Raw genomic sequence first — 25,009 nt, 5'->3', positions numbered from 1 at the left:
TGTATTTCACCTCAATTCACTGCATTTTGCCTATTTTTTATGCAGTGAAATAATCCTGTATTTTTTGTGTAAAGACAGGTGCTACTATATTGGAGTTTTCAATATTTCGCACCTTTATTCACAAAAAATTTATGTATTTTATGCGGTTTTTTTCACCTTAAACCACGCTGCATAGAGTGCGGGTAGGAAAAATAATGTCAGTAAGGTGGCAACAATCAATCCACCCATGATCGCAACTGCCATCGGACCAAAGAAAATACTCCGCGAAAGTGGAATCATGGCCAAAACTGCGGCTAAAGCAGTCAAAATAATGGGACGGAATCGACGCACTGTCGCTTCAATAATTGCCTCCCAAGTTGGATGTCCTGCCTGTCTGTCTTGCTCAATTTGATCAATCAAAATAAGCGAGTTACGCATGATCATCCCAGAGAGCGCAATTGTGCCTAGCATGGCCACAAAGCCAAATGGTTTGTTAAATAACAATAAGAATAAAACAACGCCAATTAAACCCAGTGGAGCTGTTAACAACACGATGGTCGAGCGAGATAAGCTTTTGAGCTGAATCATCAGTAATGTCATGACCACTGCCAAGAAGAGTGGCATCCCAGCATTTACAGAATTTTGCCCACGTGCAGACTCTTCCACGGTTCCACCCACTTCAATGAGATAACCACTTGGCAATTCAGCCCGTAACTTATCCATTGATTCAGCTAACTCACCAACAACGGTAGCAGGCTGCAAATTGGTACGAATATCTGCGCGAACGGTAATCGTCGGTAAGCGGTTACGATGCCAAATCAAACCATCTTCAAACTTATACTCAATTTTCGCAATTTGAGCTAAAGGTACTGTCGTTCCATTGTTGGTGGGTACGGCTAAGCTTGCCAGTGAAGCCACTTCAACGCGCTCTGCTTGGTCTCCGCGTAAGCGGATTTCAATGAGTTCACGCTTTTCACGATATTGCTCAATCGCACTACCTGTAATTGATGCATTAATGAAGTTCGCTAAATCCAGACTAGAGACACCCATTTGTCGAGCACGGTCTTGATCTATTTGAATTGAAATGATCTTACTTGGCTCGCCCCAATCTAAATGCACATTGGTAGTATTCGGGTTCTCGCTGATCACTTTAGCGACCTGCTGTGCTTCTTTACGTACCAGATTTAAATCTTCACCTGATACACGATATTGCAATGGATAACCAACAGGTGGGCCATTTTCGAGTAATGACACGCGAGTACGAACTTGCGGAAGTAACTGCTTAATTTGTGTTTCTAACGAGCGTCGAATGTCATCACGATCATCAAGCGATGATGCGAGTACAACAAACTGTGCAAAACTGGCTTGCGGTAATTGCTGATCTAAAGGTAAATAAAAACGTGGTGAACCTGTACCCACATAAGCCACATAGTTATCAATACCTTTTTGTTTAGATAGGAATTTTTCAACCTTTTTCACAGCTTGTTCGGTTGCTGTTAAAGAAGCGCCTTCTTCAAGTTTTAAATCGACTAAAATTTCGGCACGGTTTGAAGGCGGGAAAAACTGCTGTGGTACCATCTTAAACATCAGTACAGATAGCACGAAAATTCCCACCGTCGTTGCAATCACGGTTTTACGATAGGTCACACAAAACTCGACCATTTTCCTAAAACGTACATAAAAACTAGATTGATAAGGATCGTAATGGTGGTCCTGTGAAATAGCGACAGTTTGCGGTTGCGGTTTTTTAGTTAATCTTGCCCATAAACGGACATACCAAGGGGCCTGATGTCCTAACTTGGTAAAATCTGGTAATAGCTTTTCACCTAAATAAGGTACGAATAAAACTGCTGCAATCCAAGATACCAATAAGGCAATCGTCACGACCTGAAAGATCGATCGCGTATATTCACCTGTACTAGACTGAGCTGTAGCGATAGGTAAAAAACCTGCCGCAGTGATGAGTGTTCCAGTTAACATTGGAAATGCTGTGGTTTTCCACGCAAATCCGGCGGCTTTAATTCGGCTATAACCCTGCTCCATCTTAATGGCCATCATCTCGACGGCAATAATAGCATCATCGACTAACAGGCCTAACGCCAAGATCAGAGCACCAAGTGAAATCTTATGCAGCCCGACATCGAATAAACTCATACCGGCAAAGGTCATTGCTAAAACTAAAGGAATAGAAAAAGCGACCACCAATCCTGTACGGAAGCCTAAAGAGAAAAAACTCACCAACAAGACAATAATGACTGCTTCAGCGAGTACCTTCACAAACTCATGAATACTGCGTTGTACTGCTACAGGTTGATCAGAAACTTTTTGCAGTTTCATCCCTAAAGGTAATGTTTTTTGCAGTTGGGCAAACTCTGTTTCAAGATTTTTACCAAGGGCAATAATGTCACCGCCTTTACGCATCGAAACGGCAATACCAATACCATTTTCACCCATGAAACGCATACGTGGTTGAGCAGGTTGACTAAAACCACGATAAACATCCGCGACGTCACCAAGCTGGATGGTTTTATCGCCAACCAACAAAGGTGTTTTTTTAATTTCCTCAATGTCTTGTAAATGCCCACTTACCCTAATTTGAATACGGTCTGTGCCCGTCTCAAAAAAGCCAGCACTTGCCATACTATTTTGCTTTTGTAAGGCTTCTTGAATCGCAGTAACCGGAATTCCAAGCTGTACCGCTTTGGTGTTAGAAATCTCAATCCAGATTTTTTGATCTTGTAGACCAATCAATTCGACCTTACTAACATCCTTGACCCTTTGAAGCTGTAATTGCAAACGATCTGCGTATTCTTTCAAAAGTGCATAGTCAAAGTCTTTGCCTGTCAGTACATAAATATTACCGAAAGTATCTCCAAATTCATCATTGAAAAATGGGCCTTGTACACCGCTTGGTAGTTCATGGCGAATATCATTCACCTTCTTACGAACGTTGTACCAAACATCAGGAATCTGTGCCGAAGTCAGCGAATCTTTGGCAACAAACGTAACCATCGACTCACCCGGGCGGGAGTAAGCCATAATCTTGTCATACTGCCCTGTTGTCATGAGTTCCTTTTCGATACGGTCAGTCACCAGCGTTGAAACTTCTTTCGCTGTTGCTCCCGGCCAATAGGTTTGTACGACCATGACTTTAAAGGTAAATGGTGGGTCTTCACTTTGTGAGAGTTTTGAATAAGAGATCGCGCCGATAATGCCAAGTAACAGCATAAAATAAAGGACGATACCTTTATTATTTAATGCCCATTCCGAGAGATTGAATTTCATGGCTGGATTGCTCCCTGAATTTTCACCGCACGGTTTTCACGGTCAATCGGGTGAATCTTCTGCTTATCGCGTAGCAAATGCACACCACCAATCACCACCCAATCATTTGGTGTTAAACCAGATATCACGGGTACACTGTCTCTGCCATATGCACCAACCGTTACAGGTACTTTACGTAAAGTTTGATTCGCATTAACAACCCAGACATAAGGCTGATTATCCGTTGCTGAAACACTCGAAAGTGGCACACTCATCACGTTAGTTTGAGTTGAGGTAAAAAATACGCGTGCACTTTGTCCAAGCTGAATAACAGACTGTCCTTCTTTGAGGGCTACCTTGACTGTAAAAGTACGAGACTGATCCGCTGCGGGAGAAACTTCGCGAACATATCCGGCAAATTTTTCATTCGGTTTAGACCACAAGGTTATCCAAGCAGCTTGACCAACTTTAATCTCGCTAACTGCTTGCTCTGGTACACCAATGACAACTTCACGCTCACCATCAATTGCAAGTTGATAAGCAGCTTGTCCTGCTGCAACAACTTGTCCAATTTCTATATTTCGAGCAGTAATAACGCCGTTTTTGTTAGAAACGAGTTGGTTATAACTTGTCTGGTTGGCAGAAACTTCATAGTTAGAACGAGCTTGCTGTAAGGCTGCTTGTGCCGCATCGTATTGATTTTTTACCGTATCAAATTGCGAACGGCTCACAGCATTAATCGGAAGTAATTGTTGAAAACGTTTAAGTTCATCTGCTGCTGTTTTTGCCGAAGCCTGTGCATTATCCAGTTGTGCTTTAGCAGCATTTAATTGTAACTGAGCATCTGCTACGTCAAGCTTTGCTAGTACTTGTCCCACTTTAACTCGGTCGCCTACATCCACATAGCGAGCCGTAACTTGTCCACCTACCCGAAATGCTAAAGCCGTTTGTTGTCTAGCCTGAACATCTCCTGCATAGCTTTTTTGTTCATTAAGTGTGGTTAATGGCTGTGCCACCATCACATAGGGTATTTCTTCTGTTTTTGGAGCTTCTTTACTACACCCCATTAATGTGACCGTACAAACAATCACCATACTCATGATGAGAGGTTTTAACACATTCATATCTTATCGCTCTTATTCAAACTGATTTTTTAAGGCACAATATGCTTGCATCATAGTTCGTTTATTTTTTAATTAATATACCCATGGGTACATTAATTAAAGAAAAACTGATAAATGTTTTATTTTTAAAATTATTATTTAGAGGGTTTTGTGCAAACAGTTAATCAAAGTGGTCGCCCGAAAGATCTAGAAAAACGTGCTCGTATCTTACAAGCCGCGAAAGCTATTTTTTTGAAATCTGGCTATCACGGTACCAGTATGAACCAGATTGCACAGGAAGCAGGCGTTACTAAACTCACGGTTTATAATCACTTTCAAGATAAAGCGAACCTGTTTATCTGTGCGATTACAGAAACCTGTGAAGAGACACTGGATACTAAACAATTTGAATTAGATGCATCGGCAGACTTTTATCAAGCCCTCTTTATTGTGTGTTCACGCGCCTTACAAATTATTTACTCACCTGAAGCGCTTAAACTTGAACACGTTTTATTTGAACTTGCAGCAGAGCAAAGTCCTCTCACTCTACAGTTTTTTGATGCATCACATACGCGACTGCAAAATCAATTAACTGAGTTTTTGCAAAAAGCGGCTCAATTAGGTTTTATTCAAACCGATGACCCGAATTATCAAACCGAGCTTCTTTTGTCCTTATTGCTTGGCGTACGTCACCAGAAGGTTTTACTGGGGATCATTGCTGTACCCAATGCTCAAGAGCTTGAGCAAATTATTCAAGACGCAATAAATTTATTCTTGCTTAAATACCGGAATTAAACCAAAGTCCGATTGTCAAAAGTTGCGCTGAGTGCATGCCAACTTTTAAGACTCTGCACGCGAATTAAATGTTATTTTTTAAGCAAAAATTCACATTTTCTTACGCTCAAAGCTTGGAATGTTTGTTAATCGCGCTATATTCGATAAGAATAAGAACAGGAGAAAAATAGCATGGTTCAGCAAATCGATGCGCCACTGCGTGAGGATGTCCGCTTACTTGGTAATTTGTTAGGTGAAACCCTAAAACAACATGCAGGACAAGAACTGTTTAATCAGATCGAGCAAATCCGTGCTCTTGCCAAAGGTGCACGTGATGGTCAAGCTGAAGCCCAAAAGCAACTAGAACAATTATTTTTAGAACTGCCCGATGAAGAGCTACTTCCTCTTACCCGCGCTTTTTCTCATTTCCTAAATTTTGCGAATATTGCCGAGCAATATCATGTGGTCCGTAGCCGCCGACAGGCAGAATTTGATTCGGATGCGAACTCTCCGAATCCACTTGTTCACTTATTTCAAAAATTTAAAGATAAAAGTATTTCGACAGAAAAACTGTTCCAGCAAATTTGCGATCTTAAGATTGAATTAGTACTTACGGCGCACCCCACTGAAGTGAGTCGTCGTACCCTGATCCAAAAATATGATGATATTAATGCTTGTCTCTCACAGCTTGATCAGCAAAAACTTACTCCACGCGAACGTCAAAATGCACTTGCCAACTTAAAGCAACAAATTAGTTCGGCTTGGCAAACAGATGAAATCAGACAGCACCGCCCTACTCCAGTCGATGAAGCAAAATGGGGATTTGCCACAATTGAGCAAACACTTTGGAACGCTGTACCCAAATTCATTCGCGAGTTAAATGAATTAGTTCAAGAAAACTGCCAACTCAATTTACCACTTAATATTGCACCAGTACGTTTTGCATCTTGGATGGGCGGAGACCGTGATGGTAACCCGAACGTTACTCATCAAATCACTCAAGAAGTGCTGTGGTTATCACGCTGGCAAGCTGCTGACCTCTACCTAAGAGATATCGAAAACTTACGTTGGGAACTTTCAATCCAGACTTGTTCCGAAGAAATGATTCAGGCAATTGGTAGCCAACATGCCGAACCTTATCGTGAATATTTACGTGCTACACGAGAACGTTTAAAAGCAACTCGCCACTGGTTAGCTCAGCGTTTACAAGGCTTAGAAGCAGACGACAGCAATGTCATTAAAAGCAAAGATGAGCTTTTACAACCATTATTGCTGTGCTACCGCTCTTTAATCGACAGTAATCTACCTGAAATTGCGAATGGTCAACTGCTCGACTTTATTTACCGTGTGAACTGTTTTGGTATTGAACTACTTAAACTCGACATTCGCCAAGAATCAGGCCGCCATCGCCAAGCGATTTCAGCCATTACCGAATATTTAGGTTTAGGTAATTTTGAATCATGGACCGAACAAGCGCGCCAAAACTTCCTCATTCAAGAATTACAAAGTAAACGCCCGCTTTTACCGAAATATATTAATGAGCCTGAAGGCAGTTTAATTGGTCATCCAGATGTTCAAGAAGTATTTGCAACCATGCGTACTTTGGCAGACCAACCACCTGAGTCTTTAGGAGCTTATATTATTTCGATGGCTGAATATCCAAGCGATGTTTTGGCTGTATTGTTATTGCAAAAAGAAGCCGGTATTCAGCATCCTTTACGTGTAGTTCCTCTGTTTGAAACTTTAAAAGATTTAGATGGCGCTGCAACGACCATGAATACACTGTTCAATATGCATTGGTATAAACAGCACATTCAGGGTAAACACGAAGTCATGATCGGTTACTCCGACTCTGCAAAAGATGCCGGTTTCATGTCTGCCAACTGGGCGCAATATCGTGCTCAAGAAGAGCTGACTGCAATTGCTCAAACGCACGGCGTACAGTTGACACTATTCCATGGTCGTGGTGGTTCAATTAGTCGTGGTGGTGCTCCAACCCAGCAGGCTTTGTTCTCACAACCTCCTGGTTCAATTTCTGGTGCAATTCGTGTCACAGAACAAGGGGAAATGATCCGCTTCAAATTCGGTTTAGAGGGCATTGCTATGCAAAACCTTGAAATCTATACCGCAGCAACACTTGAAGCGACTTTACTACCACCACCAGAACCTAAAGCCGAATGGCGTGAACTTATGAACCGTATGACAGATCATTCTGTTAAGGTTTATCGCCAGACAGTGCGTGAAAACCCACATTTTGTGAAGTATTTACGTACGGTTACACCTGAACTTGAATTACAAATGTTGCCTTTAGGCTCACGTCCTGCAAAACGAAAAGTGAGTGGCGGCATTGAGTCTTTACGTGCGATTCCATGGGTATTTGCTTGGACACAAATTCGTTTGATGTTGCCTGCATGGCTAGGTACTGGCGCAGCAATTAATGAAGTGATCGCCGATCAGCAAAAAGCAACACTTGATGAAATGCTTCAGCAATGGCCTTATTTCCAAACACTCATTGATATGCTGGAAATGGTATTGTCTAAAGCCGATGCCAACATTGCACTCTATTATGAGTCTCATCTGACTGAAGATGAAGATTTGAAAGTTCTTGGTAACCAATTACGTCAACGTCTAAAAGATGCTGTTGAAACCTTGCTTGCATTAAAAGATGAATCAAAGCTTCTGAGTAATAACGATGTTCTTGATCAATCCATGCAGGTTCGTAAACCATACTTACTCCCTTTGCATCTTTTACAGGCTGAACTCATGAAGCGTCGTCGTGATTATCTTGCTGAACGTCAGGCAGAACATACCCCTGTTGACCATGCACTTATGGTGAGTATTGCGGGTATCGCGGCTGGTTTACGTAATACAGGCTAAACTGATTTTACCAATTGTTTTATAAAGCAGTGCATTGCGATGTGCTGCTTTTTACTTGCAAAGTTCTCTATTTTTCTTAAATTTTCCTCGATTTTCTATTTTTTAGAATATTTTTTTAAAATCAAAAAATTAATTCTTATGATAAAAAAATAACTAATTCCCTATATTTAGAATTCATTAAATTATACCAATCGTTAAAAAACAATTACTTTTCACAGACATACTTCTCTCTAGAGATTAAATGCATTCTCAAGAAAGAGTATCATTGCACCAATTAAAAAATAATGAGCTTATTTTATGTCCAACTGGTTTCCAAAATGGCAGCCTTACCAAGGTGATGTTGACCATCGACCGGTCTCTACCAATGAATATCTCCCACCTGTTCAAAGTGCTGTTTTGGGTATTCAACATGCATTTGCCATGTTTGGAGCGACTGTTTTAGCACCATTACTCATGGGCTTTAATCCTAACCTTGCTATTTTAATGTCTGGAATCTGTACCATCCTGTTCTTTTTAATTACAGGTGGTCGTGTTCCGAGCTACTTAGGATCAAGTTTTGCCTTTATTGGGGTGGTTGCAGCTGCAACTGGGCATATTACAGGTTCAGGTGCCAATCCGAATCTGTCTATGGCTTTAGGTGGAATCGTAGCATGTGGTGTTTTTTATGCCATCATCGGTTTTATTGTGATGCTTACGGGTACACGCTGGATTGAAAAACTCATGCCGCCTGTGGTGACTGGCGCCATTGTGATGATTATTGGTCTAAACCTTGCACCTGTTACCATTAAAGGTGTTGCAGGCCAACCATTTGAAATGTGGATGGCTTTAATTACCGTACTTTGTATGGGCAGTATTGCGGTCTTTACGCGTGGCTTATTGCAGCGTCTACTTCTGTTGGTTGGTTTGATCTTGGCCTATGTAATTTATGCCATCACCACCAATGGACTAGGTTTTGGTAAGCCAATCGATTTTAGCCAGATCTCACAAGCTGCATGGTTCGGAATTCCAAGCTTTTCACATCCTACTTTTGATACGAATGCTATGCTAATTATTGCGCCAGTTGCGCTTATTTTAGTAGCAGAAAACCTAGGGCACATCAAAGCTGTTGGCGCAATGACTGGTGAAAATCTGACTCCACAATTAGGCAAAGCATTTGTCGCAGATGGTTTAGCAACAACGCTATCTGGTAGTGTCGGTGCTCCGGGCATGACCACTTACGGCGAAAACATTGGGGTGATGGCAGTCACTCGTGTGTACTCAACCATTGTTTTTGTAATTGCGGGTATCTTCGCAATTTTCTTAGGTTTATCTCCAAAATTTGGTGCGGTAATTAGTACCATTCCAAGTGCGGTCTTAACAGGCGCATCTATTGTTGTGTTTGGTTTAATTACCATTGCTGGGGCCAAAATCTGGATCGAAAACAAAGTTGATTTTTCTAACAATAAAAATCTAATTGTTGCTTCAGTCACGATTATTTTAGGTGCTGGTAACTTTGAATTATTATTCGGTAACTTCAATTTAGGTGGTATTGGTACCGCAACTTTTGCAGCTATTATTTTAAATTGGCTGTTTAGTTTAAAAGATAAAACCTAAATCCAAAAAGGCAGCGCAAGCTGCCTTTTTTCATTACGATTTAGTATGATGACTTTTTAGCCTTTTCAATACGTTCCCTATCATGCGTTTTGATTTTTTTGATTTACACCTGGTTCTTCATATTGTCTCTACAGGTAGTCTAACCAAAGGTGCAGACCGCTCTGCGATTTCACTTCAAGCTGCCAGTGAACGTATAAAAAAACTCGAACAATATTTCGAAACACCCTTATTTATTCGCCAAACTACTGGCGTAGAACTCACCACAGCAGGACACGCGTTTGTAGAGCATGCACGCCAACTTATGGCACAAAAAGAGCAGCTCGAACAAGAAATGCAGAGGTTTAGGCACCCTACCACAGAAGCATTAACGCTTTGGTGTAACTCTTCTGCTCAAAGTGAATATTTGCCTACGTTATTACCTCAATATTTAGTGCTTCATCCCGAAATGAATATCGATTTGCACGAAGCAGAAAGTTCGGAAATTGTAGATGCATTAACCCAAGGAGTTGCGAGTCTTGGCTTGGTCTCAAGCTTTTTTGAGACCCGCCATTTGCAAACTAAGGAATTTGCGAGTGATCCTTTAGTTCTAATTTGCCCTACTACTCACAATTTAGCTCAATACCAAGAGCTGAATTTGGTAGAGGCTCTAAGCTATGGCTTTATTGGTCTTAAACCCCACCACTCTTTGCAACAATCCATTGAAACTCAAGCGAAGCTATTAGGCTTTAACATACAGTACCGTTTGCGCTTACCTAATTTTGGGGCGATCGCTGAGGTCGTTGCCAAAGGCGTTGGAATTGCGATTATGCCGGCTCGTGCCGCACAGCGTTTGCAATCAAACTATGATTTTCATTCCATTCAATTGCAAGGTGCATGGGCAAATCGCAAACTGCTTTTGGCGACCCAAAATTTCAACCGGCTTCCTAGCAGTTACCAACAGTTTGCAGATTTTTTATTACAAAATCGCCCTTAAAAATTGGCTTAATGCGAAATCATATAAAGCCCTAATGACATCAAGCCTATAAAAAATATACGACGAAATAACTGCTCATTTAAGCGATAACGAATTTTTTTACCCACCCACATTCCAACGAGCGCTGCCAACAATGCAGCAAACGATAAACGATAGTCCAGTGTTATTCCCGACATAGGGTTATGGTGTAAAAACACTGCAAGACAAATGGTAGAGACAGTAAAGGTTAGTCCTAAAGCCTGAACCAACTCATCACGCTTTAAATGTAAAGACTGCAAATAAGGAACGATTGGAATAATAATGACACCAGTTGCGACAGTTACTGCCCCGCCGATATATCCAATCATCGGTGATAGCCAACGTTCATGCTTTCCTAAGTGTGGAAGTTTCTTCACACACAAACCATAGAGCCCATATAAGACCAACATACAGCCCAATAAAATTTCACTACTATGCCCATGACTTTGACTTAAAGTAGGTAAAAAGCTCCATATTGAACCTACTATAATGCCGACAAGTAACGTCCAGAAACGGCGAATAAACGCCCAGACATGTCCTTCAGCAAAAAGTTGCCAGACATTGGTGACCATTGAGGGAACGATGAGCAGAGATGCTGCCTGAAAAGGGCTCATTGCGATGGTGAGTAAGCCCATCGATACCGCGGGTAATCCTAACCCGATCATGCCTTTAATCATGCCGGCAAAGGCAAACACCACCATAATAATTGCTAGAAATGTCACTGTTTATCTCCGATTCCCTACTTGGTTATGCTACGGAAAAAACAGGTTCTGCCCTATTCTTGTTTTTAGAAGTGGGCCTCAATTAAAAGTTGAGGCTGTTTTATATTTTTCTTCTAATACATTGCTAAAAATACTTTCAATCATCCACACACGATACAAGCTATTAAATACATAAGTCTGGCCATCAATACGCAATTCTAAAACCGGTAAATCAGGCTGATGTTTATCTTTACACAAGGCATCATTTTGCGCCAAAACAGATTGCACATCTTGGTCGGTTAGCTGCTCAATGCCCAACTGTTGATGTAACTGTTGGAAATGTTTTAAGAAAGATAAATCTTTTCCTTTCGTCCAAACTGCCTGCAAGATCGTAAAAATTGTATCGATTTGCTGATTTTCTTCCACACTATAGAAAAGCTTTGCCATCTCGAGCGTACTTTCCTCGGTAGGGCGGCAAAACGGCGTAAAAGCTACACCTGTTCGTTTAGAAACACGTGTCGCCAAACTCCAGTCAAACCAGTCTCGACCTTGATAACTTAAAGGGTAAACTTTTAGTTGAATATCATAATAATCAGCCAGTTCTTCTTTGATATAGGCAAGTAACAACCAGCTCATTGGGTCTTCTAAAGCAATATAAATATCAAGTTCAGGATGAAGCGTCTGAATCTCGGTAAGTGCTTCAGCATCATTAATTAAATGTTCACGCCATTCGATATGATTAATTAAAAAAATCGGATTACCCGTCAGTAGCTTTTGCTGCTTTAAACGACGAGTCAAACGTAATAAATCATCTACTGCGTGATATTTACGTCCGCCAAATTCAAAGTATGCTGCAGGTACAGGCTCATCCGTAAAAATACGTTCTGAGAAATGTTGAGGAAGCTGATGTTTAACTGCCATGGCATGTAAAGTACGTAACTTTCCGTATTGTTGTTGCCAAAGCATGTGGAAAATATCTTCTAGTAAATGAAAGAAATTCTGACCTTGTAATGGGGTTCTTTTTAATATGACTGCCGCTTGTTTTAAAGATTCTGGGCTTGGGATTTCTGGAAATTCATCGAAACCGAAACGATGTTGTTTGGCTAATATCTTGGCATCATTTAAACAATAATTTTGCCACTCTTCATGCGACATGCTGTTTGGAGGTTCAGAAGCCGTATGGGAAATAATAATTTTTAAAGGCTTAAGTTCATCACTTAAAATTTCATCTAGCTGAGACAATTGCTGAACAGCCAAATAGCTATACACATCATCAAGTCGTAAATAAATACTTAAACCATTTTCCGTGGGTAACACCGCTTGACGAGAAGGCTTTTGGTAAAACCAGCTCGATCGAATAGGGTCAAACCAACGGCGTAGCAGTGACATGAGTTGTGCCTCTAAAAATTAAATCCTAAGCGAGATCAAAGATTGTTTTGATCATAGTGCAAGGTAAAACAGTAGTCGAGATTGAAATATAACTACCTTAGTTTACGCAGAAAATAAGTCATGTTTTTAGCAAGTTTCTACGTAGGTGAAGATTTTATCACCATTTTATGGCAAACCCATAGAATGATCTAAAAACACCTTTTTCCACAAGCTGATTTTTTTTACCAGACATGAAAAATGCACCCTTAACATGATAGCAATTCATCGTGTTAAAGGGTGCATGATTCCTAATCAATTATTAAAATTGAATATTTTATAGAACGCGTACAGCTCCTTTCGCTGCACTTGTTGTATGCATTGCATAAACTTTTAACGCTTTTGATACTTTACGTTTACGTTCTTCTTTCGGATGCCAGCCTTTCGCTTCTTGCACTGTACGGCGATGCGCCATAGTCGCATCATCAACGTTCAAGTGAATGGTACGGTTTGGTATATCGATTTCAATGGTGTCGCCATCTTCAACTAAACCAATTGCACCGCCTTCAGCTGCTTCTGGTGAAACGTGTCCAATCGAAAGACCTGATGAACCACCAGAGAAACGACCATCTGTTACTAATGCACAGTCTTTACCTAAACCTTTCGATTTAAGATAGCTAGTTGGGTAAAGCATTTCTTGCATGCCCGGACCACCACGTGGACCTTCATAACGAATCACAACAACATCGCCAGCTTTAATGTCATGACCCAAAATTGCATCTACAGCTGCATCTTGGCTCTCAAATACACGCGCTGTACCCGTAAATTTCAAGATCGATTCATCAACACCCGCAGTTTTCACGATACAACCATCAAGCGCGATGTTGCCGTATAGAACTGCTAAACCACCATCTTTAGAGAATGCATGTTCTGCATTACGGATAACGCCTTTTTCACGGTCGCCATCTAACGTTGAATAGTAACGATTTTGAGAGAAGGCAACTTGAGTTGGAACCCCACCTGGAGATGAACGATAGAACTCATAAACATCTGCATCTTCAGTACGAATAATGTCCCACTTATCTAATGCATCTTTTAAAGTTTTCTCATGTACAGTCGGTACGGATACATCAAGTAAATTCGCACGATCCAGCTCGCCCAAGATCGCCATAATGCCACCCGCACGGTGTACATCTTCCATATGAACGTCTTGTTTTGCAGGCGCTACTTTAGACAATACAGGAACTCGACGTGATAATTCGTCAATATCGTCCATTGTAAAATCAACTTCTGCTTCACTTGCCGCTGCCAATAAATGCAGAACGGTATTGGTTGAACCACCCATTGCAATATCAAGGGTCATCGCATTTTTAAATGCAGCCTTGGTTGCAATTGAACGAGGTAAAATACTTGCGTCGTTTTGTTCGTAATAGCGCTTAGCCAATTCAACAATAAGTTGACCTGCTTTTAAGAATAATTTTTTACGGTTTGCATGCGTCGCAACAATCGAACCATTACCTGGTAAAGATAAACCTAAAGCTTCTGTTAAACAGTTCATTGAGTTTGCAGTGAACATACCTGAACATGAACCACAGGTTGGACATGCCGAACGTTCAAATTCTTCAACTTCTTCGTCTGTATAACTTTCATCAGCCGCAACAACCATTGCATCAACAAGGTCAATCGCTTTTTCATTACCGCGGAACTTAACCTTACCAGCTTCCATTGGTCCGCCAGACACAAAAACAACAGGAATATTCAGACGCATCGCAGCCATGAGCATTCCCGGAGTAATCTTGTCACAGTTTGAAATACACACCATGGCATCTGCACAGTGTGCATTCACCATATATTCAACTGAGTCAGCAATCAAATCACGTGATGGAAGTGAATAAAGCATGCCGTCATGCCCCATTGCGATCCCGTCATCAACTGCAATCGTATTGAACTCTTTAGCAACACCACCTGCTGCATGAATTTCTGCCGCGACAAGCTGCCCTAGATCTTTAAGATGTACATGGCCTGGCACAAATTGAGTAAATGAGTTGACCACCGCAATAATCGGTTTGCCGAAATCCTCATCTTTCATTCCTGTTGCACGCCATAAGCCACGTGCGCCAGCCATATTTCTTCCGTGTGTCGATGTTTTTGAACGATAGTCAGGCATTAGTGTTTCCAACAAGTTGTGCTTGAGCAGAATTTTTCCCGCTCTGGCGAATGATACTGATATAGCGTTAGATCAGTCGGAATATTGACTCATCATCATAATTTGATCATTCTCCATTCTATAGAAGCAAATAATATTCGGAAAGCCAAGAACAGTAATAGTCAGTCAATATTTAGCAAAACTTACATGAATAATTTTTTATTTTTTCATAACCTTTTTTTATCAATAAAAGTTTTTCAATAATTTTTTGTTCACTATTTAAAAACTAAAACGCTCAATCTCCATGAGTTTAGGGCTTCAATCGTTTTTCACGTATACTACGCGTAAACTCTTTTTGGATTGCATTTGTGAAAATTATTTTTGCTGGCACCCCCGAATTTGCTGCAACAGCATTGGCGGCTTTATTAAAAACTTCCCATGAAATTATCGCGGTTTATACTCAGCCAGATCGTAAATCGGGTCGTGGACAAAAACTAACGCCCTCTCCTGTAAAACAGCTTGCACTTGAACATAATATCCCTGTTTATCAACCGCTTCACTTCAAAGCTTCAACTGAAGAAGGTTTAGCAGCTCAACAAGAACTGGCTGCTTTAGGCGCTGATGTCATGGTAGTTGCAGCCTATGGTTTAATCCTTCCACAAACTGTGCTCGATACACCGAAATATGGCTGTTTAAATATTCACGGTTCACTATTACCACGCTGGCGCGGTGCAGCACCAATTCAGCGTGCAATTGCAACGGGTGATGAAGAAACCGGAATCACTATCATGCAAATGGCTGCCGGTTTAGATACAGGCGATATGATGTATAAAACCTATTGCCCAATCACTAACGAAGATACATCAGCGACTTTACACGACAAACTAGCCACTCAAGGTGCAACGGCAATTTGTGCGGTACTCGAGTCGGAAGAAACACTACAAAAATATTTAGCAGAACGCGAAGTTCAAGACGAAAGCTTAACGGTCTACGCACATAAATTAGTGAAATCAGAAGCTCGTATTGACTGGTCAAATGATGCTGTGCAAATTGACCGAAATATCCGTGCATTTAATCCTTGGCCCGTCGCTTTTGTTCAACTTGATGAAAATAATGCTCTGCGTATCTGGAACTCTCTAGTTTCTAGCCAAATCAAAGCGAATGCTCAAGCTGGTGAAATTATTGCAATCGATAAACAAGGCGTACACATTGCTTGTGGTCAAGATTCATTTATTTGTCTGACTAGCGTGCAATGGCCGGGTGGCAAAGCATTAAATGCTCAACAAATTGCACAAACTCAAAAACTTCATGTAGGACAAATTTTGCCATGAGTCAGGTTACATCAAATTCCTCTCGTTTTAACCTGCGTGCTCAAGTCGTCCAGACCTTATTAAAAGTCCAGCAAGGTCAATCATTGGCTAGTATTTTAAATACACAGCTCAATCAAGTCGCAGAGCGTGATCGTGCTTTATTTCACGAACTCGTTTTGGGTACATTGCGCCAATGGTTTGCGCTTAAATCAATTAGCCTACCTTTACTCAGCAAACCTTTAAACAATGAGACAGTAGAAACCTGCCTATACGTTGGTCTTTATCAAGTTTTATGCACACGTATTGCAGCACACGCTGCCATCTCGGAAACAGTGGATGCAACCAAACAACTTGGATTCCCTGCACTCAGCGGCATTGTTAATGCAATTTTGCGCCGAGCTACACGTGAAACTGATGACTTTCAGCAAGGCTTACAGCAAGCGCATGGCTTACCAAGTTGGCTTTTCAAACGGTTAAAAAAGGATTGGGGTGAGCAAACTGAAGCTCTTTGCCAATCGTTAAAGCAAGTTGCGCCTTTAACCTTACGAGTGAACCAACGACATATTGGCCGTGATGCTTATTTAGCAAAATTACAGAGCTCAGAAATTCAGGCACGTGCTTGTACTTTGTCTGAGGCAGGCATTGTTCTTGAACAATCTGTACAAATTACTCAGCTACCCGGTTTTGAACAAGGCTGGTTTTCTGTACAAGATGAACACGCTCAGCTTTGCGCAACAGTATTGCCAGATTTGAATGATAAAATAGTAGTTGATGCCTGTGCTGCCCCAGGGGGTAAAACAGCTCATTTACTTGAAAAGTTTAAACCTGCTCAGCTCATTGCAATTGATCAGGACCCAAGCCGTTTAGTGCGTGTAACTGAGAACTTAAATCGCTTAGCACTTGATCAAAGCCATACAGAAATTTTGGCAGCCGACGCAACCCAATGGGTACCTGCACAGCCAGTAGATTGTATCGTGCTCGATGCACCTTGCTCTGCTACAGGGGTTATTCGTCGTCATCCTGACATACGCCTATTGCGCCAATCTAGCGATATAGCGCAAACCATTGAACTGCAAAAGCAGATCTTAGATCACATGTGGCAACAACTCAAAGTTGGCGGGACATTGCTTTACATTACCTGCTCAATTTTGAAAGCTGAAAATGAACAGCAGATGATGAAATTTTTTGCTGAAAATCCAAATGCAAAAGAGATCAAAATTGATGCTAATTGGGGAATTGAGCAAACTCATGGCCGCCAATTACTGCCAGAAGCGCAGTCTGGCGATGGATTTTATTATTGTAAAATCCAAAAAATTGCGTAAAAAAAGCAGGCTTAAAGCCTGCTTTTTTTACTCGATCAGCATCAAAGCGTATGCTGATCTTTTACTTCTTCTAAAACGTCATCTAACTCTTCAGGATGTTTCGATAAATGGATAATGGATAAAGCCAAGCCACCCCATAAAAACACCATCGAAATTACCATCATCACGATTGCTGAAGTATTCATTATTCTATCCTCCTAGCGATCTTTCATTTTGCTTAAAACAATTGCAACGACTGCACAGAAAATCACACTGCCCCAGCCGAATACTCCTTGTAAGCTCATACTATAAGTATCATAGCCATTTTTGATCAAATTAAACACAGTCATACTGAGCGTAGTTAATAAGATTAACGATGTAATGACTGTTAAAGTGAAATCCCATCCCTTACCTAATTGAATAGTTGAGATGCGATTGACGTGATCACGAAGTTCTTTCAGTGCAGAACGCTTAAACCAAGCCACGGTAATAATAGAAAGTAAAGCACCACCAATAATACCGATGTTATTGATAAAGTGGTCAACGATATCAACCAACTTAATTGCGTTTACACTTGAGAATAAAATAATTGATACAAGTGCACTACCACCACCAATAATGGTTACAGCTTTTTTACGGCCCCATTTCAATTTATCTTGCATTGCTGCAATAGGTACTTCCAAAATACTTACCATCGAAGAAATACCTGCGACGAAAAGCGAAGAGAAGAATAAGAAACCAAATAAATCGGCACCAGCACCTAAACTTGAAATAATTTTAGGGAACGCAATAAATGCTAACCCAATCCCGCCACTCACCACATCTTTAACTTCAGTACCTGCCGCATGGGCCATAAAGCCGAGCGCTGCGAAGATACCAATACCCGCTAAAATTTCTGTTGATGCATTTGCAAAACCAACGATTAAACCAGAACCAGTTAAATTCGTTTTCGGTTTCAAATAAGATGCATAAGTCACCATGATCCCGAAACCGACAGAGAGGGAGAAGAAAGTATGGCCATAAGCCGCTAACCAAACTTTATAATCCATCATTGCTGACCAGTTCGGCGTAAAGAATGCGTTCAAGCCTTGAACAGCGCCCGGTAAACGTAATGATTGAATCACTAAAATAGTGAATAGAATGAATAATAAAGGCATGAAAATCTTATTTGATAATTCTACACCTTTTTTCACACCACCATAAAGAATGATTAAAGTAAGTGCCCAAATCCCAACAATCGGCCAGAATAAATGACCTACAAACTGTAAGTCAAAACCGGTTGCTTTTGTAGTCTGCAAATAGGTATTAAAGAAGAAACCTTCCGGATCACTTCCCCACATTTGACCAATAGAGAAGTAAACATAACTACCAGCCCAGGTGAGTACACTGGCATAGTACAAACCAATAATGATACAGACACAAACCTGCCACCATCCTAATGCTTCCCCACCTTTAAACAGAGCACGATAAGCTTTAGGCGGGGAGTTAGTACTACGATGACCTACCGCATAATCTAAAAATAGTAACGGTAAACCAGCAGTAATGAGTGCTAATAGATAGGGAATAAGAAACGCACCACCACCATTTTCATAAGCAACGTATGGAAAGCGCCAAATATTACCTAAGCCTACAGCCGAACCAACGGCTGCAATAATAAAACCAGATCGTGACGTCCAGTTTTCACGAGAATCTGTCATAGAACACCTAATGTTAAAAGATTACTTATTTTTACTGCTATTGTTGATTGTTATTCCGCATGCAAAAAAAGAACCAAAAAATACTTTTGTGTTTGTAGAAAATAAAAAGCACCTTTTGAGTTTTTTTATTCCCTTAACAAACAAGCAAAAATAGAAAATTCTTCCTTAAAGATTTTTGTCCATTTTTTGCCCCTATATAGCTGAACAATACCTGTTTTTATTTCTTTTTACTGTAATTTCCATCAGAAATTTTACGAATTTTCTGAGTTTTTTTCACAATTGGTTATTTTTCAGCTAATATTTACGTTCTACTACTTGTAGATCAAAATTATGATTCAATGATATTTTATTCCAACTCCTGAAGATGCCTTTCTAATTACTCAACTTATCCACTAATTTATTCTTATCTTTCTAGTTTTCAAATAAGACTTGATAACCCTATATTATTAAATGACAAAATTTATACTAAAAATTTTAGATAAATGAAAATCCACTAAATTAAAAATAAAATAATAATTATTTGAAATAAATAAACTTTTTTAATAACTAAAAATTTACTTCTATTACCCGCTTAAGATCCTTATTTTTTATCAATGCATCTGTAGCAAGATGTCTATATCATGCGCTCAAAGATTTCTTCTATGTGGATGCACAAATGAAAATATTAAAAATATCTTTATTAACGCTCGGGATGGGCCTAAGTGGTTTTGCTCAAGCAGACTTTGTAGGAGTAAAAGGAGAAGTTGGCTATTGGTTCTATGACGGTAAAGCTAATATGTCTTCTCAATTTCCGGATGATCAAGATTTAGATCAAAAAGGTAGTGCTCAACTCTCATTAGCAGTAGAACACCCAATCCCATTTATTCCAAATGCAAAAATTCGTTATGTAAATTTAGATACTGAAACTAAATCAGAAACTTTAGGTCAAGCCAACTATAAAGTTGATTTAGATCATAGCGATTTTATCCTCTACTATGAATTACTAGACAATATCGTAAGTGTAGATGCTGGTCTTGGCGCAACAGTATTAAATGGTGATATTACTGCGTATACAGGTAAACGCGTGGATATTGATAAAACTTATCCTATCGCTTATTTGTCAGGAGAAGTAAAGCTTCCATTTACAGGCTTAAGTGCTAAAGGTGAAGCAACATATACAAACTTTGATGATGCACGAATTACAGATGCATTAGCAGAAGTGAAGTATAAATTTGCAGATAACCTACTCATTGATCTTGGTCTAACAGCAGGCTATCGCGTACTTAATATCGATTTAGATGACTACGATAACAATGATCTTAAATTTGAGTTTAAAGGTCCATATGTAGGTCTAGAAGCACATTTCTAAATCAGAAAAACTTCAAAATTTTTTCATAATAAAAAAGAACTCTAAGAGTTCTTTTTTATTCCGTCATACTTACATATCTTGAATGCTCTTGAATTTTCTGGAACCACTCTTGAATATTTGGGTATAACCTTAAATCGAAACCACCTTCCTCAGCGACATGAGTGTATGCATATAAGGCAATATCAGCAATAGTTAATTGATTTCCAACAAGATAATCATGATCTGCTAAAGCTTTATTCATAATAGTTAGTGCTTTATGGCCTTTTGGCTGTAAATTATGATATTCCTCTATTCTTTCTGACGGTAGGCCTAAATATTTATTAATAAAACGAGCCACTGCAATAAATGGTTCATGGCTATACTGCTCAAAGAACATCCACTGATACATTTTGGCCTTAATAAAAGGATCTGTAGGAATAAATTTTGTTCCCTCAGCTAAGTAACCTAAAATAGCATTGGATTCACTTAAAACACGACCATCATCTAGGACTAATACAGGTATTTTTCCATTAGGGTTTAAGGATAAAAAATCTGCTGTTTGAGTCTCTTTTTCTAAAATATCAACGTGGATCCATCTATGACTAATATTTAATAAGGAAAGTAATAGTTTAATCTTATAACAGTTACCCGAACCTACATCACCATAAATTACCATAGATGCTTTTCCCTTATTATACATATTTGAAAGATTAATTTTCTTAGTATTTATAGCACAGCTCGTCCTTAGTATTTTTAATATATTTTAGGCAATAAAAAACACCCCCACTCAAAGAGTGGGGGTGTTTGAATAATGAGCTGGCGATGACTTACTCTCACATGGGTAACCCCACACTACCATCAGCGCTAAGAGGTTTCACTTCTGAGTTCGGGAAGGGATCAGGTGGTTCACTCTTGCTATGGTCGCCAGCACAACTGGTATGGATACTTGCTTCGTTTTATTCACTGTGTGATACGTTGCGTTTTCCAAATCTTGACAGACGGGCTGATTGAATCTGAATTTGTTCATTTTAGCTAGTAGTATAACTAAATCAAGTTGCTTTGCATGTTTATGAATCGATTGATGCTTCATATACAACTGCTTGGGTGTTGTATAGTCAAGCCTCACGAGCAATTAGTATTGGTCAGCTTCACATATCACTATGCTTCCACATCCAACCTATCAACGTCCTAGTCTCGAACGGCTCTTTAGAGGAATAAATTCCTAGGGAAATCTTATCTTGAGGTAGGCTTCCCGCTTAGATGCTTTCAGCGGTTATCCCTTCCGAACATAGCTACCCGGCGATGCGACTGGCGTCACAACCGGTACACCAGAGGTTCGTCCACTCTGGTCCTCTCGTACTAGGAGCAGATCCTCTCAAATTTCCAGCGCCCACGGTAGATAGGGACCGAACTGTCTCACGACGTTCTAAACCCAGCTCGCGTACCTCTTTAAATGGCGAACAGCCATACCCTTGGGACCTGCTTCAGCCCCAGGATGAGATGAGCCGACATCGAGGTGCCAAACACCGCCGTCGATATGAACTCTTGGGCGGTATCAGCCTGTTATCCCCAGAGTACCTTTTATCCGTTGAGCGATGGCCCTTCCATACAGAACCACCGGATCACTAAGACCTACTTTCGTACCTGCTCGACTTGTGGGTCTCGCAGTTAAGCGCGCTTTTGCCTTTATACTCTACGCGTGATTTCCGACCACGCTGAGCGCACCTTCGTACTCCTCCGTTACTCTTTAGGAGGAGACCGCCCCAGTCAAACTACCCACCAGACACGGTCCTCGTCCCGGATAACGGGACAGAGTTAGAACCTCAACATTACCAGGGTGGTATTTCAAGGACGGCTCCATTGGAACTAGCGTTCCAACTTCAAAGCCTCCCACCTATCCTACACAAGTAAGGTCAAAGTTCAGTGTCAAGCTGCAGTAAAGGTTCACGGGGTCTTTCCGTCTAGCCGCGGGTACACTGCATCTTCACAGCGATTTCGATTTCACTGAGCCTCTGCTGGAGACAGCGCCGCCATCATTATGCCATTCGTGCAGGTCGGAACTTACCCGACAAGGAATTTCGCTACCTTAGGACCGTTATAGTTACGGCCGCCGTTTACTGGGGCTTCGATCAAGAGCTTCGCTTACGCTAACCCCATCAATTAACCTTCCAGCACCGGGCAGGCATCACACCCTATACGTCCACTTTCGTGTTTGCAGAGTGCTATGTTTTTAATAAACAGTTGCAGCGGCCTGGTTTCTGCGGCTGTCGTCAGCTCAGGAAGCAAGTTCCATCACCAACAACAGCGTACCTTCTCCCGAAGTTACGGTACCATTTTGCCTAGTTCCTTCAGCAGAGTTCTCTCAAGCGCCTTGGTCTACTCGACCTGACCACCTGTGTCGGTTTCGGGTACGATTCCTGTGTAACTGAAGCTTAGAGACTTTTCCTGGAAGCATGGTATCAGCCACTTCACTGTACAAGTACAGCTTGCTATCGGATCTCAGTATAGAGTACCCCGGATTTGCCTAAGATACATACCTACATCCTTCCACCTGGACAACCAACGCCAGGCTGACTTAACCTTCTCCGTCCTCTCATCGCATTACACAGAAGTATTGGAATATTAACCAATTTCCCATCGACTACGCCTTTCGGCCTCGCCTTAGGGGTCGACTCACCCAGCCCCGATTAACGTTGGACTGGAACCCTTGGTCTTTCGGCGAACGGGTTTTTCACCCGTTTTGTCGTTACTCACGTCAGCATTCGCACTTCTGATACCTCCAGCATACTTCTCAATACACCTTCATCGGCTTACAGAACGCTCCCCTACCACTTGACTAATGTCAAATCCGCAGCTTCGGCACATAGTTTTAGCCCCGTTACATCTTCCGCGCAGGCCGACTCGACTAGTGAGCTATTACGCTTTCTTTAAAGGGTGGCTGCTTCTAAGCCAACCTCCTAGCTGTCTATGCCTTCCCACATCGTTTCCCACTTAACTATGATTTTGGGGCCTTAGCTGGCGGTCTGGATTGTTTTCCTCTTGACTACGGACGTTAGCACCCGCAGTCTGTCTCCCGGATAGTACTCATAGGTATTCGGAGTTTGCATCGGTTTGGTAAGTCGGGATGACCCCCTAGCCGAAACAGTGCTCTACCCCCTATGGTATTCGTCCGAGGCGCTACCTAAATAGCTTTCGGGGAGAACCAGCTATCACCAGGCTTGATTAGCCTTTCACCCCTATCCACAAGTCATCCCCTGGCTTTTCAACGACAGTGGGTTCGGTCCTCCAGTTAGTGTTACCCAACCTTCAACCTGCTCATGGATAGATCGCCTGGTTTCGGGTCTATACCCAGCAACTAAACGCCCTATTAAGACTCGATTTCTCTACGGCTCCCCTATACGGTTAACCTCGCTACTGAATATAAGTCGCTGACCCATTATACAAAAGGTACGCAGTCACCGAACAAGTCGGCTCCCACTGCTTGTATGCATGCGGTTTCAGGATCTATTTCACTCCCCTCACAGGGGTTCTTTTCGCCTTTCCCTCACGGTACTGGTTCACTATCGGTCAGTCAGGAGTATTTAGCCTTGGAGGATGGTCCCCCCATATTCAGACAAGGTTTCACGTGCCTCGCCCTACTCGTCATCATTATGTGTGCCCTTTCGTGTACGGGAATATCACCCTCTACGTTCGCACTTCCCAGAGCGTTCCACTAAAACACACATAACTTAATGGGCTGATCCCCGTTCGCTCGCCGCTACTGAGGGAATCTCAATTGATTTCTTTTCCTAAGGGTACTGAGATGTTTCACTTCCCCTCGTTCGCCTTGCAACACTATGTATTCATGTTGCAATACCTACCTTAAAGTAGGTGGGTTCCCCCATTCAGAAATCTCCGGATCAAAGGATATTTGCCGCCTCCCCGGAGCTTTTCGCAGGCTATCACGTCTTTCATCGCCTCTGACTGCCAAGGCATCCACCACATGCACTTAATTACTTGACTATACAACCCCAAACAGTCGTCAACACCTACAAGTGAGTGTTGTCCGTGCGATTCTTCATCGCTACTATCTGTTGTCTGTGTACTTAAACACTGTACAGCTTCAATCTAAATTCATATACCAAAACGCTTGATTCAGTTAATTTGCTAGTTCTCAATTCATTCAGATTAATTGCTTAATCTAAACTCTTGAGTGAACAATTTATTTCAGACTCAATTTTGCCAATCTGTTAATGAATAAACATGCCTTCGTCAGGTCATGCTTAATACCGTGATACTTAAATCACAGAAGTTAATAAACCAAGATCCTAAAATCTCTATTTACTAATTTCTGTAATCCGAACTTCTCTTAAGTTCTGGTGGAGACTAGGAGAGTCGAACTCCTGACCTCCTGCGTGCAAAGCAGGCGCTCTACCAACTAAGCTAAGTCCCCAGCTTACATCATCAGTCATGTATCTTTTATCTATAACTTTAACCAGTCAAAGTCATGGTGGGTCTGACAAGACTTGAACTTGTGACCCCACGCTTATCAAGCGTGTGCTCTAACCAACTGAGCTACAGACCCTCAGATACATCTATGAA

At 41.2% G+C, this 25,009-nt stretch carries 15 protein-coding genes, 2 tRNA genes and 2 rRNA genes; 7 read left to right on the top strand and 12 right to left on the bottom strand.

What is annotated here, in order from left to right; genetic code table 11:
• Positions 1-138: 138 nt before the first annotated feature.
• Together HLV59_RS00170 and HLV59_RS00165 are read right to left on the bottom strand one after the other, a co-directional pair.
• Complete coding sequence (locus HLV59_RS00170; protein ID WP_171429043.1) at positions 139-3,264, bottom strand: efflux RND transporter permease subunit; 3,126 nt, start codon at positions 3,262-3,264, stop codon at positions 139-141.
• The gene (locus tag HLV59_RS00165) at positions 3,261-4,367 is read right to left on the bottom strand and encodes an efflux RND transporter periplasmic adaptor subunit (protein ID WP_171429041.1); all 1,107 of its coding nucleotides are present in this window, start codon (positions 4,365-4,367) and stop codon (positions 3,261-3,263) included. The genes HLV59_RS00170 and HLV59_RS00165 overlap by 4 nt, the downstream gene beginning before the upstream one ends.
• A gap of 150 nt (positions 4,368-4,517) precedes the next feature.
• Between HLV59_RS00165 and HLV59_RS00160 the strand changes: the two genes are divergently transcribed.
• The 4 genes from HLV59_RS00160 to HLV59_RS00145 all read left to right on the top strand — a co-directional run bounded on the left by HLV59_RS00160 (position 4,518) and on the right by HLV59_RS00145 (position 10,563).
• Positions 4,518-5,141 (top strand): TetR/AcrR family transcriptional regulator, encoded by a 624-nt coding sequence (locus HLV59_RS00160; protein WP_125698307.1) that lies wholly within the window; start codon positions 4,518-4,520, stop codon positions 5,139-5,141.
• A 171-nt stretch (positions 5,142-5,312) separates the two neighbouring features.
• On the top strand, positions 5,313-7,997 hold the full coding sequence (gene ppc / locus HLV59_RS00155) for a phosphoenolpyruvate carboxylase (RefSeq protein WP_031949704.1): 2,685 nt from the start codon (positions 5,313-5,315) through the stop codon (positions 7,995-7,997).
• 297 nt (positions 7,998-8,294) lie between these two features.
• Positions 8,295-9,590, top strand: coding sequence for a solute carrier family 23 protein (locus HLV59_RS00150; protein WP_081172437.1), 1,296 nt, complete (start codon positions 8,295-8,297; stop codon positions 9,588-9,590).
• 82 nt (positions 9,591-9,672) lie between these two features.
• Positions 9,673-10,563 (top strand): LysR family transcriptional regulator, encoded by an 891-nt coding sequence (locus HLV59_RS00145; RefSeq protein ID WP_081172435.1) that lies wholly within the window; start codon positions 9,673-9,675, stop codon positions 10,561-10,563.
• An 8-nt stretch (positions 10,564-10,571) separates the two neighbouring features.
• Here HLV59_RS00145 and HLV59_RS00140 read toward each other — a convergent pair whose 3' ends face one another.
• From HLV59_RS00140 to ilvD, 3 genes are all read right to left on the bottom strand, one after another.
• The gene (locus HLV59_RS00140; protein ID WP_200043506.1) at positions 10,572-11,303 is read right to left on the bottom strand and encodes a sulfite exporter TauE/SafE family protein; all 732 of its coding nucleotides are present in this window, start codon (positions 11,301-11,303) and stop codon (positions 10,572-10,574) included.
• A gap of 78 nt (positions 11,304-11,381) precedes the next feature.
• Positions 11,382-12,671: a hypothetical protein gene (locus tag HLV59_RS00135; protein WP_171429039.1), complete on the bottom strand. Its 1,290-nt coding sequence runs from the start codon at positions 12,669-12,671 to the stop codon at positions 11,382-11,384.
• A gap of 313 nt (positions 12,672-12,984) precedes the next feature.
• A complete protein-coding gene (ilvD, locus tag HLV59_RS00130; RefSeq protein ID WP_081172430.1) occupies positions 12,985-14,814 on the bottom strand; it encodes a dihydroxy-acid dehydratase in 1,830 nt (609 codons plus the stop codon).
• 347 nt (positions 14,815-15,161) lie between these two features.
• On the opposite strand from ilvD, the gene fmt reads away from it, so the two are divergent.
• Positions 15,162-16,124 (top strand): methionyl-tRNA formyltransferase, encoded by a 963-nt coding sequence (gene fmt, locus HLV59_RS00125; RefSeq protein ID WP_062850353.1) that lies wholly within the window; start codon positions 15,162-15,164, stop codon positions 16,122-16,124.
• The gene (rsmB, locus tag HLV59_RS00120; protein ID WP_171429037.1) at positions 16,121-17,425 is read left to right on the top strand and encodes a 16S rRNA (cytosine(967)-C(5))-methyltransferase RsmB; all 1,305 of its coding nucleotides are present in this window, start codon (positions 16,121-16,123) and stop codon (positions 17,423-17,425) included. Before fmt ends, rsmB begins: the two co-directional genes overlap by 4 nt.
• A gap of 41 nt (positions 17,426-17,466) precedes the next feature.
• Here the strand turns inward: rsmB and HLV59_RS00115 are convergent, their stop codons facing one another.
• Together HLV59_RS00115 and HLV59_RS00110 are read right to left on the bottom strand one after the other, a co-directional pair.
• Positions 17,467-17,610 carry a methionine/alanine import family NSS transporter small subunit gene (locus HLV59_RS00115; RefSeq protein WP_002119126.1) on the bottom strand — a complete coding sequence of 48 codons (144 nt, stop codon included), beginning with the start codon at positions 17,608-17,610 and terminating at the stop codon, positions 17,467-17,469.
• A 12-nt stretch (positions 17,611-17,622) separates the two neighbouring features.
• On the bottom strand, positions 17,623-19,101 hold the full coding sequence (locus HLV59_RS00110) for a sodium-dependent transporter (RefSeq protein WP_031949712.1): 1,479 nt from the start codon (positions 19,099-19,101) through the stop codon (positions 17,623-17,625).
• Positions 19,102-19,744: 643 nt separating this feature from the next.
• Here HLV59_RS00110 and HLV59_RS00105 point away from each other — a divergent pair.
• Positions 19,745-20,449, top strand: coding sequence for a TIGR04219 family outer membrane beta-barrel protein (locus HLV59_RS00105; protein ID WP_079748570.1), 705 nt, complete (start codon positions 19,745-19,747; stop codon positions 20,447-20,449).
• Between the two features lie 55 nt (positions 20,450-20,504).
• Here the strand turns inward: HLV59_RS00105 and HLV59_RS00100 are convergent, their stop codons facing one another.
• From HLV59_RS00100 to HLV59_RS00080, 5 genes are all read right to left on the bottom strand, one after another.
• Complete coding sequence (locus HLV59_RS00100; RefSeq protein WP_171429035.1) at positions 20,505-21,104, bottom strand: glutathione S-transferase family protein; 600 nt, start codon at positions 21,102-21,104, stop codon at positions 20,505-20,507.
• A 138-nt stretch (positions 21,105-21,242) separates the two neighbouring features.
• Positions 21,243-21,357 (bottom strand): 5S ribosomal RNA (gene rrf, locus HLV59_RS00095).
• Between the two features lie 182 nt (positions 21,358-21,539).
• Positions 21,540-24,430, bottom strand: a 23S ribosomal RNA gene (locus HLV59_RS00090).
• Positions 24,431-24,784: 354 nt separating this feature from the next.
• A tRNA-Ala gene (locus tag HLV59_RS00085) sits at positions 24,785-24,860 on the bottom strand.
• 55 nt (positions 24,861-24,915) lie between these two features.
• Positions 24,916-24,992: transfer RNA gene (locus HLV59_RS00080), tRNA-Ile, on the bottom strand.
• Positions 24,993-25,009 lie beyond the last annotated feature (17 nt).

Source organism: Acinetobacter lactucae, from assembly GCF_013122135.1.
Lineage (GTDB): Bacteria > Pseudomonadota > Gammaproteobacteria > Pseudomonadales > Moraxellaceae > Acinetobacter > Acinetobacter lactucae.
Note: the sequence above shows the minus strand (reverse complement) of the source record. Positions and strands in the feature narration are given on the sequence as shown.

Coding starts and splice junctions, on each gene's coding strand:
- HLV59_RS00170 (WP_171429043.1), bottom strand. CDS start 3,264: ATGAAATTCAATCTCTCGGAATGGGCATTAAATAATAAAGGTATCGTC.
- HLV59_RS00165 (WP_171429041.1), bottom strand. CDS start 4,367: ATGAATGTGTTAAAACCTCTCATCATGAGTATGGTGATTGTTTGTACG.
- ppc (WP_031949704.1), top strand. CDS start 5,313: ATGGTTCAGCAAATCGATGCGCCACTGCGTGAGGATGTCCGCTTACTT.
- HLV59_RS00150 (WP_081172437.1), top strand. CDS start 8,295: ATGTCCAACTGGTTTCCAAAATGGCAGCCTTACCAAGGTGATGTTGAC.
- HLV59_RS00145 (WP_081172435.1), top strand. CDS start 9,673: ATGCGTTTTGATTTTTTTGATTTACACCTGGTTCTTCATATTGTCTCT.
- HLV59_RS00135 (WP_171429039.1), bottom strand. CDS start 12,671: ATGTCACTGCTACGCCGTTGGTTTGACCCTATTCGATCGAGCTGGTTT.
- ilvD (WP_081172430.1), bottom strand. CDS start 14,814: ATGCCTGACTATCGTTCAAAAACATCGACACACGGAAGAAATATGGCT.
- rsmB (WP_171429037.1), top strand. CDS start 16,121: ATGAGTCAGGTTACATCAAATTCCTCTCGTTTTAACCTGCGTGCTCAA.
- HLV59_RS00115 (WP_002119126.1), bottom strand. CDS start 17,610: ATGAATACTTCAGCAATCGTGATGATGGTAATTTCGATGGTGTTTTTA.
- HLV59_RS00110 (WP_031949712.1), bottom strand. CDS start 19,101: ATGACAGATTCTCGTGAAAACTGGACGTCACGATCTGGTTTTATTATT.
- HLV59_RS00100 (WP_171429035.1), bottom strand. CDS start 21,104: ATGGTAATTTATGGTGATGTAGGTTCGGGTAACTGTTATAAGATTAAA.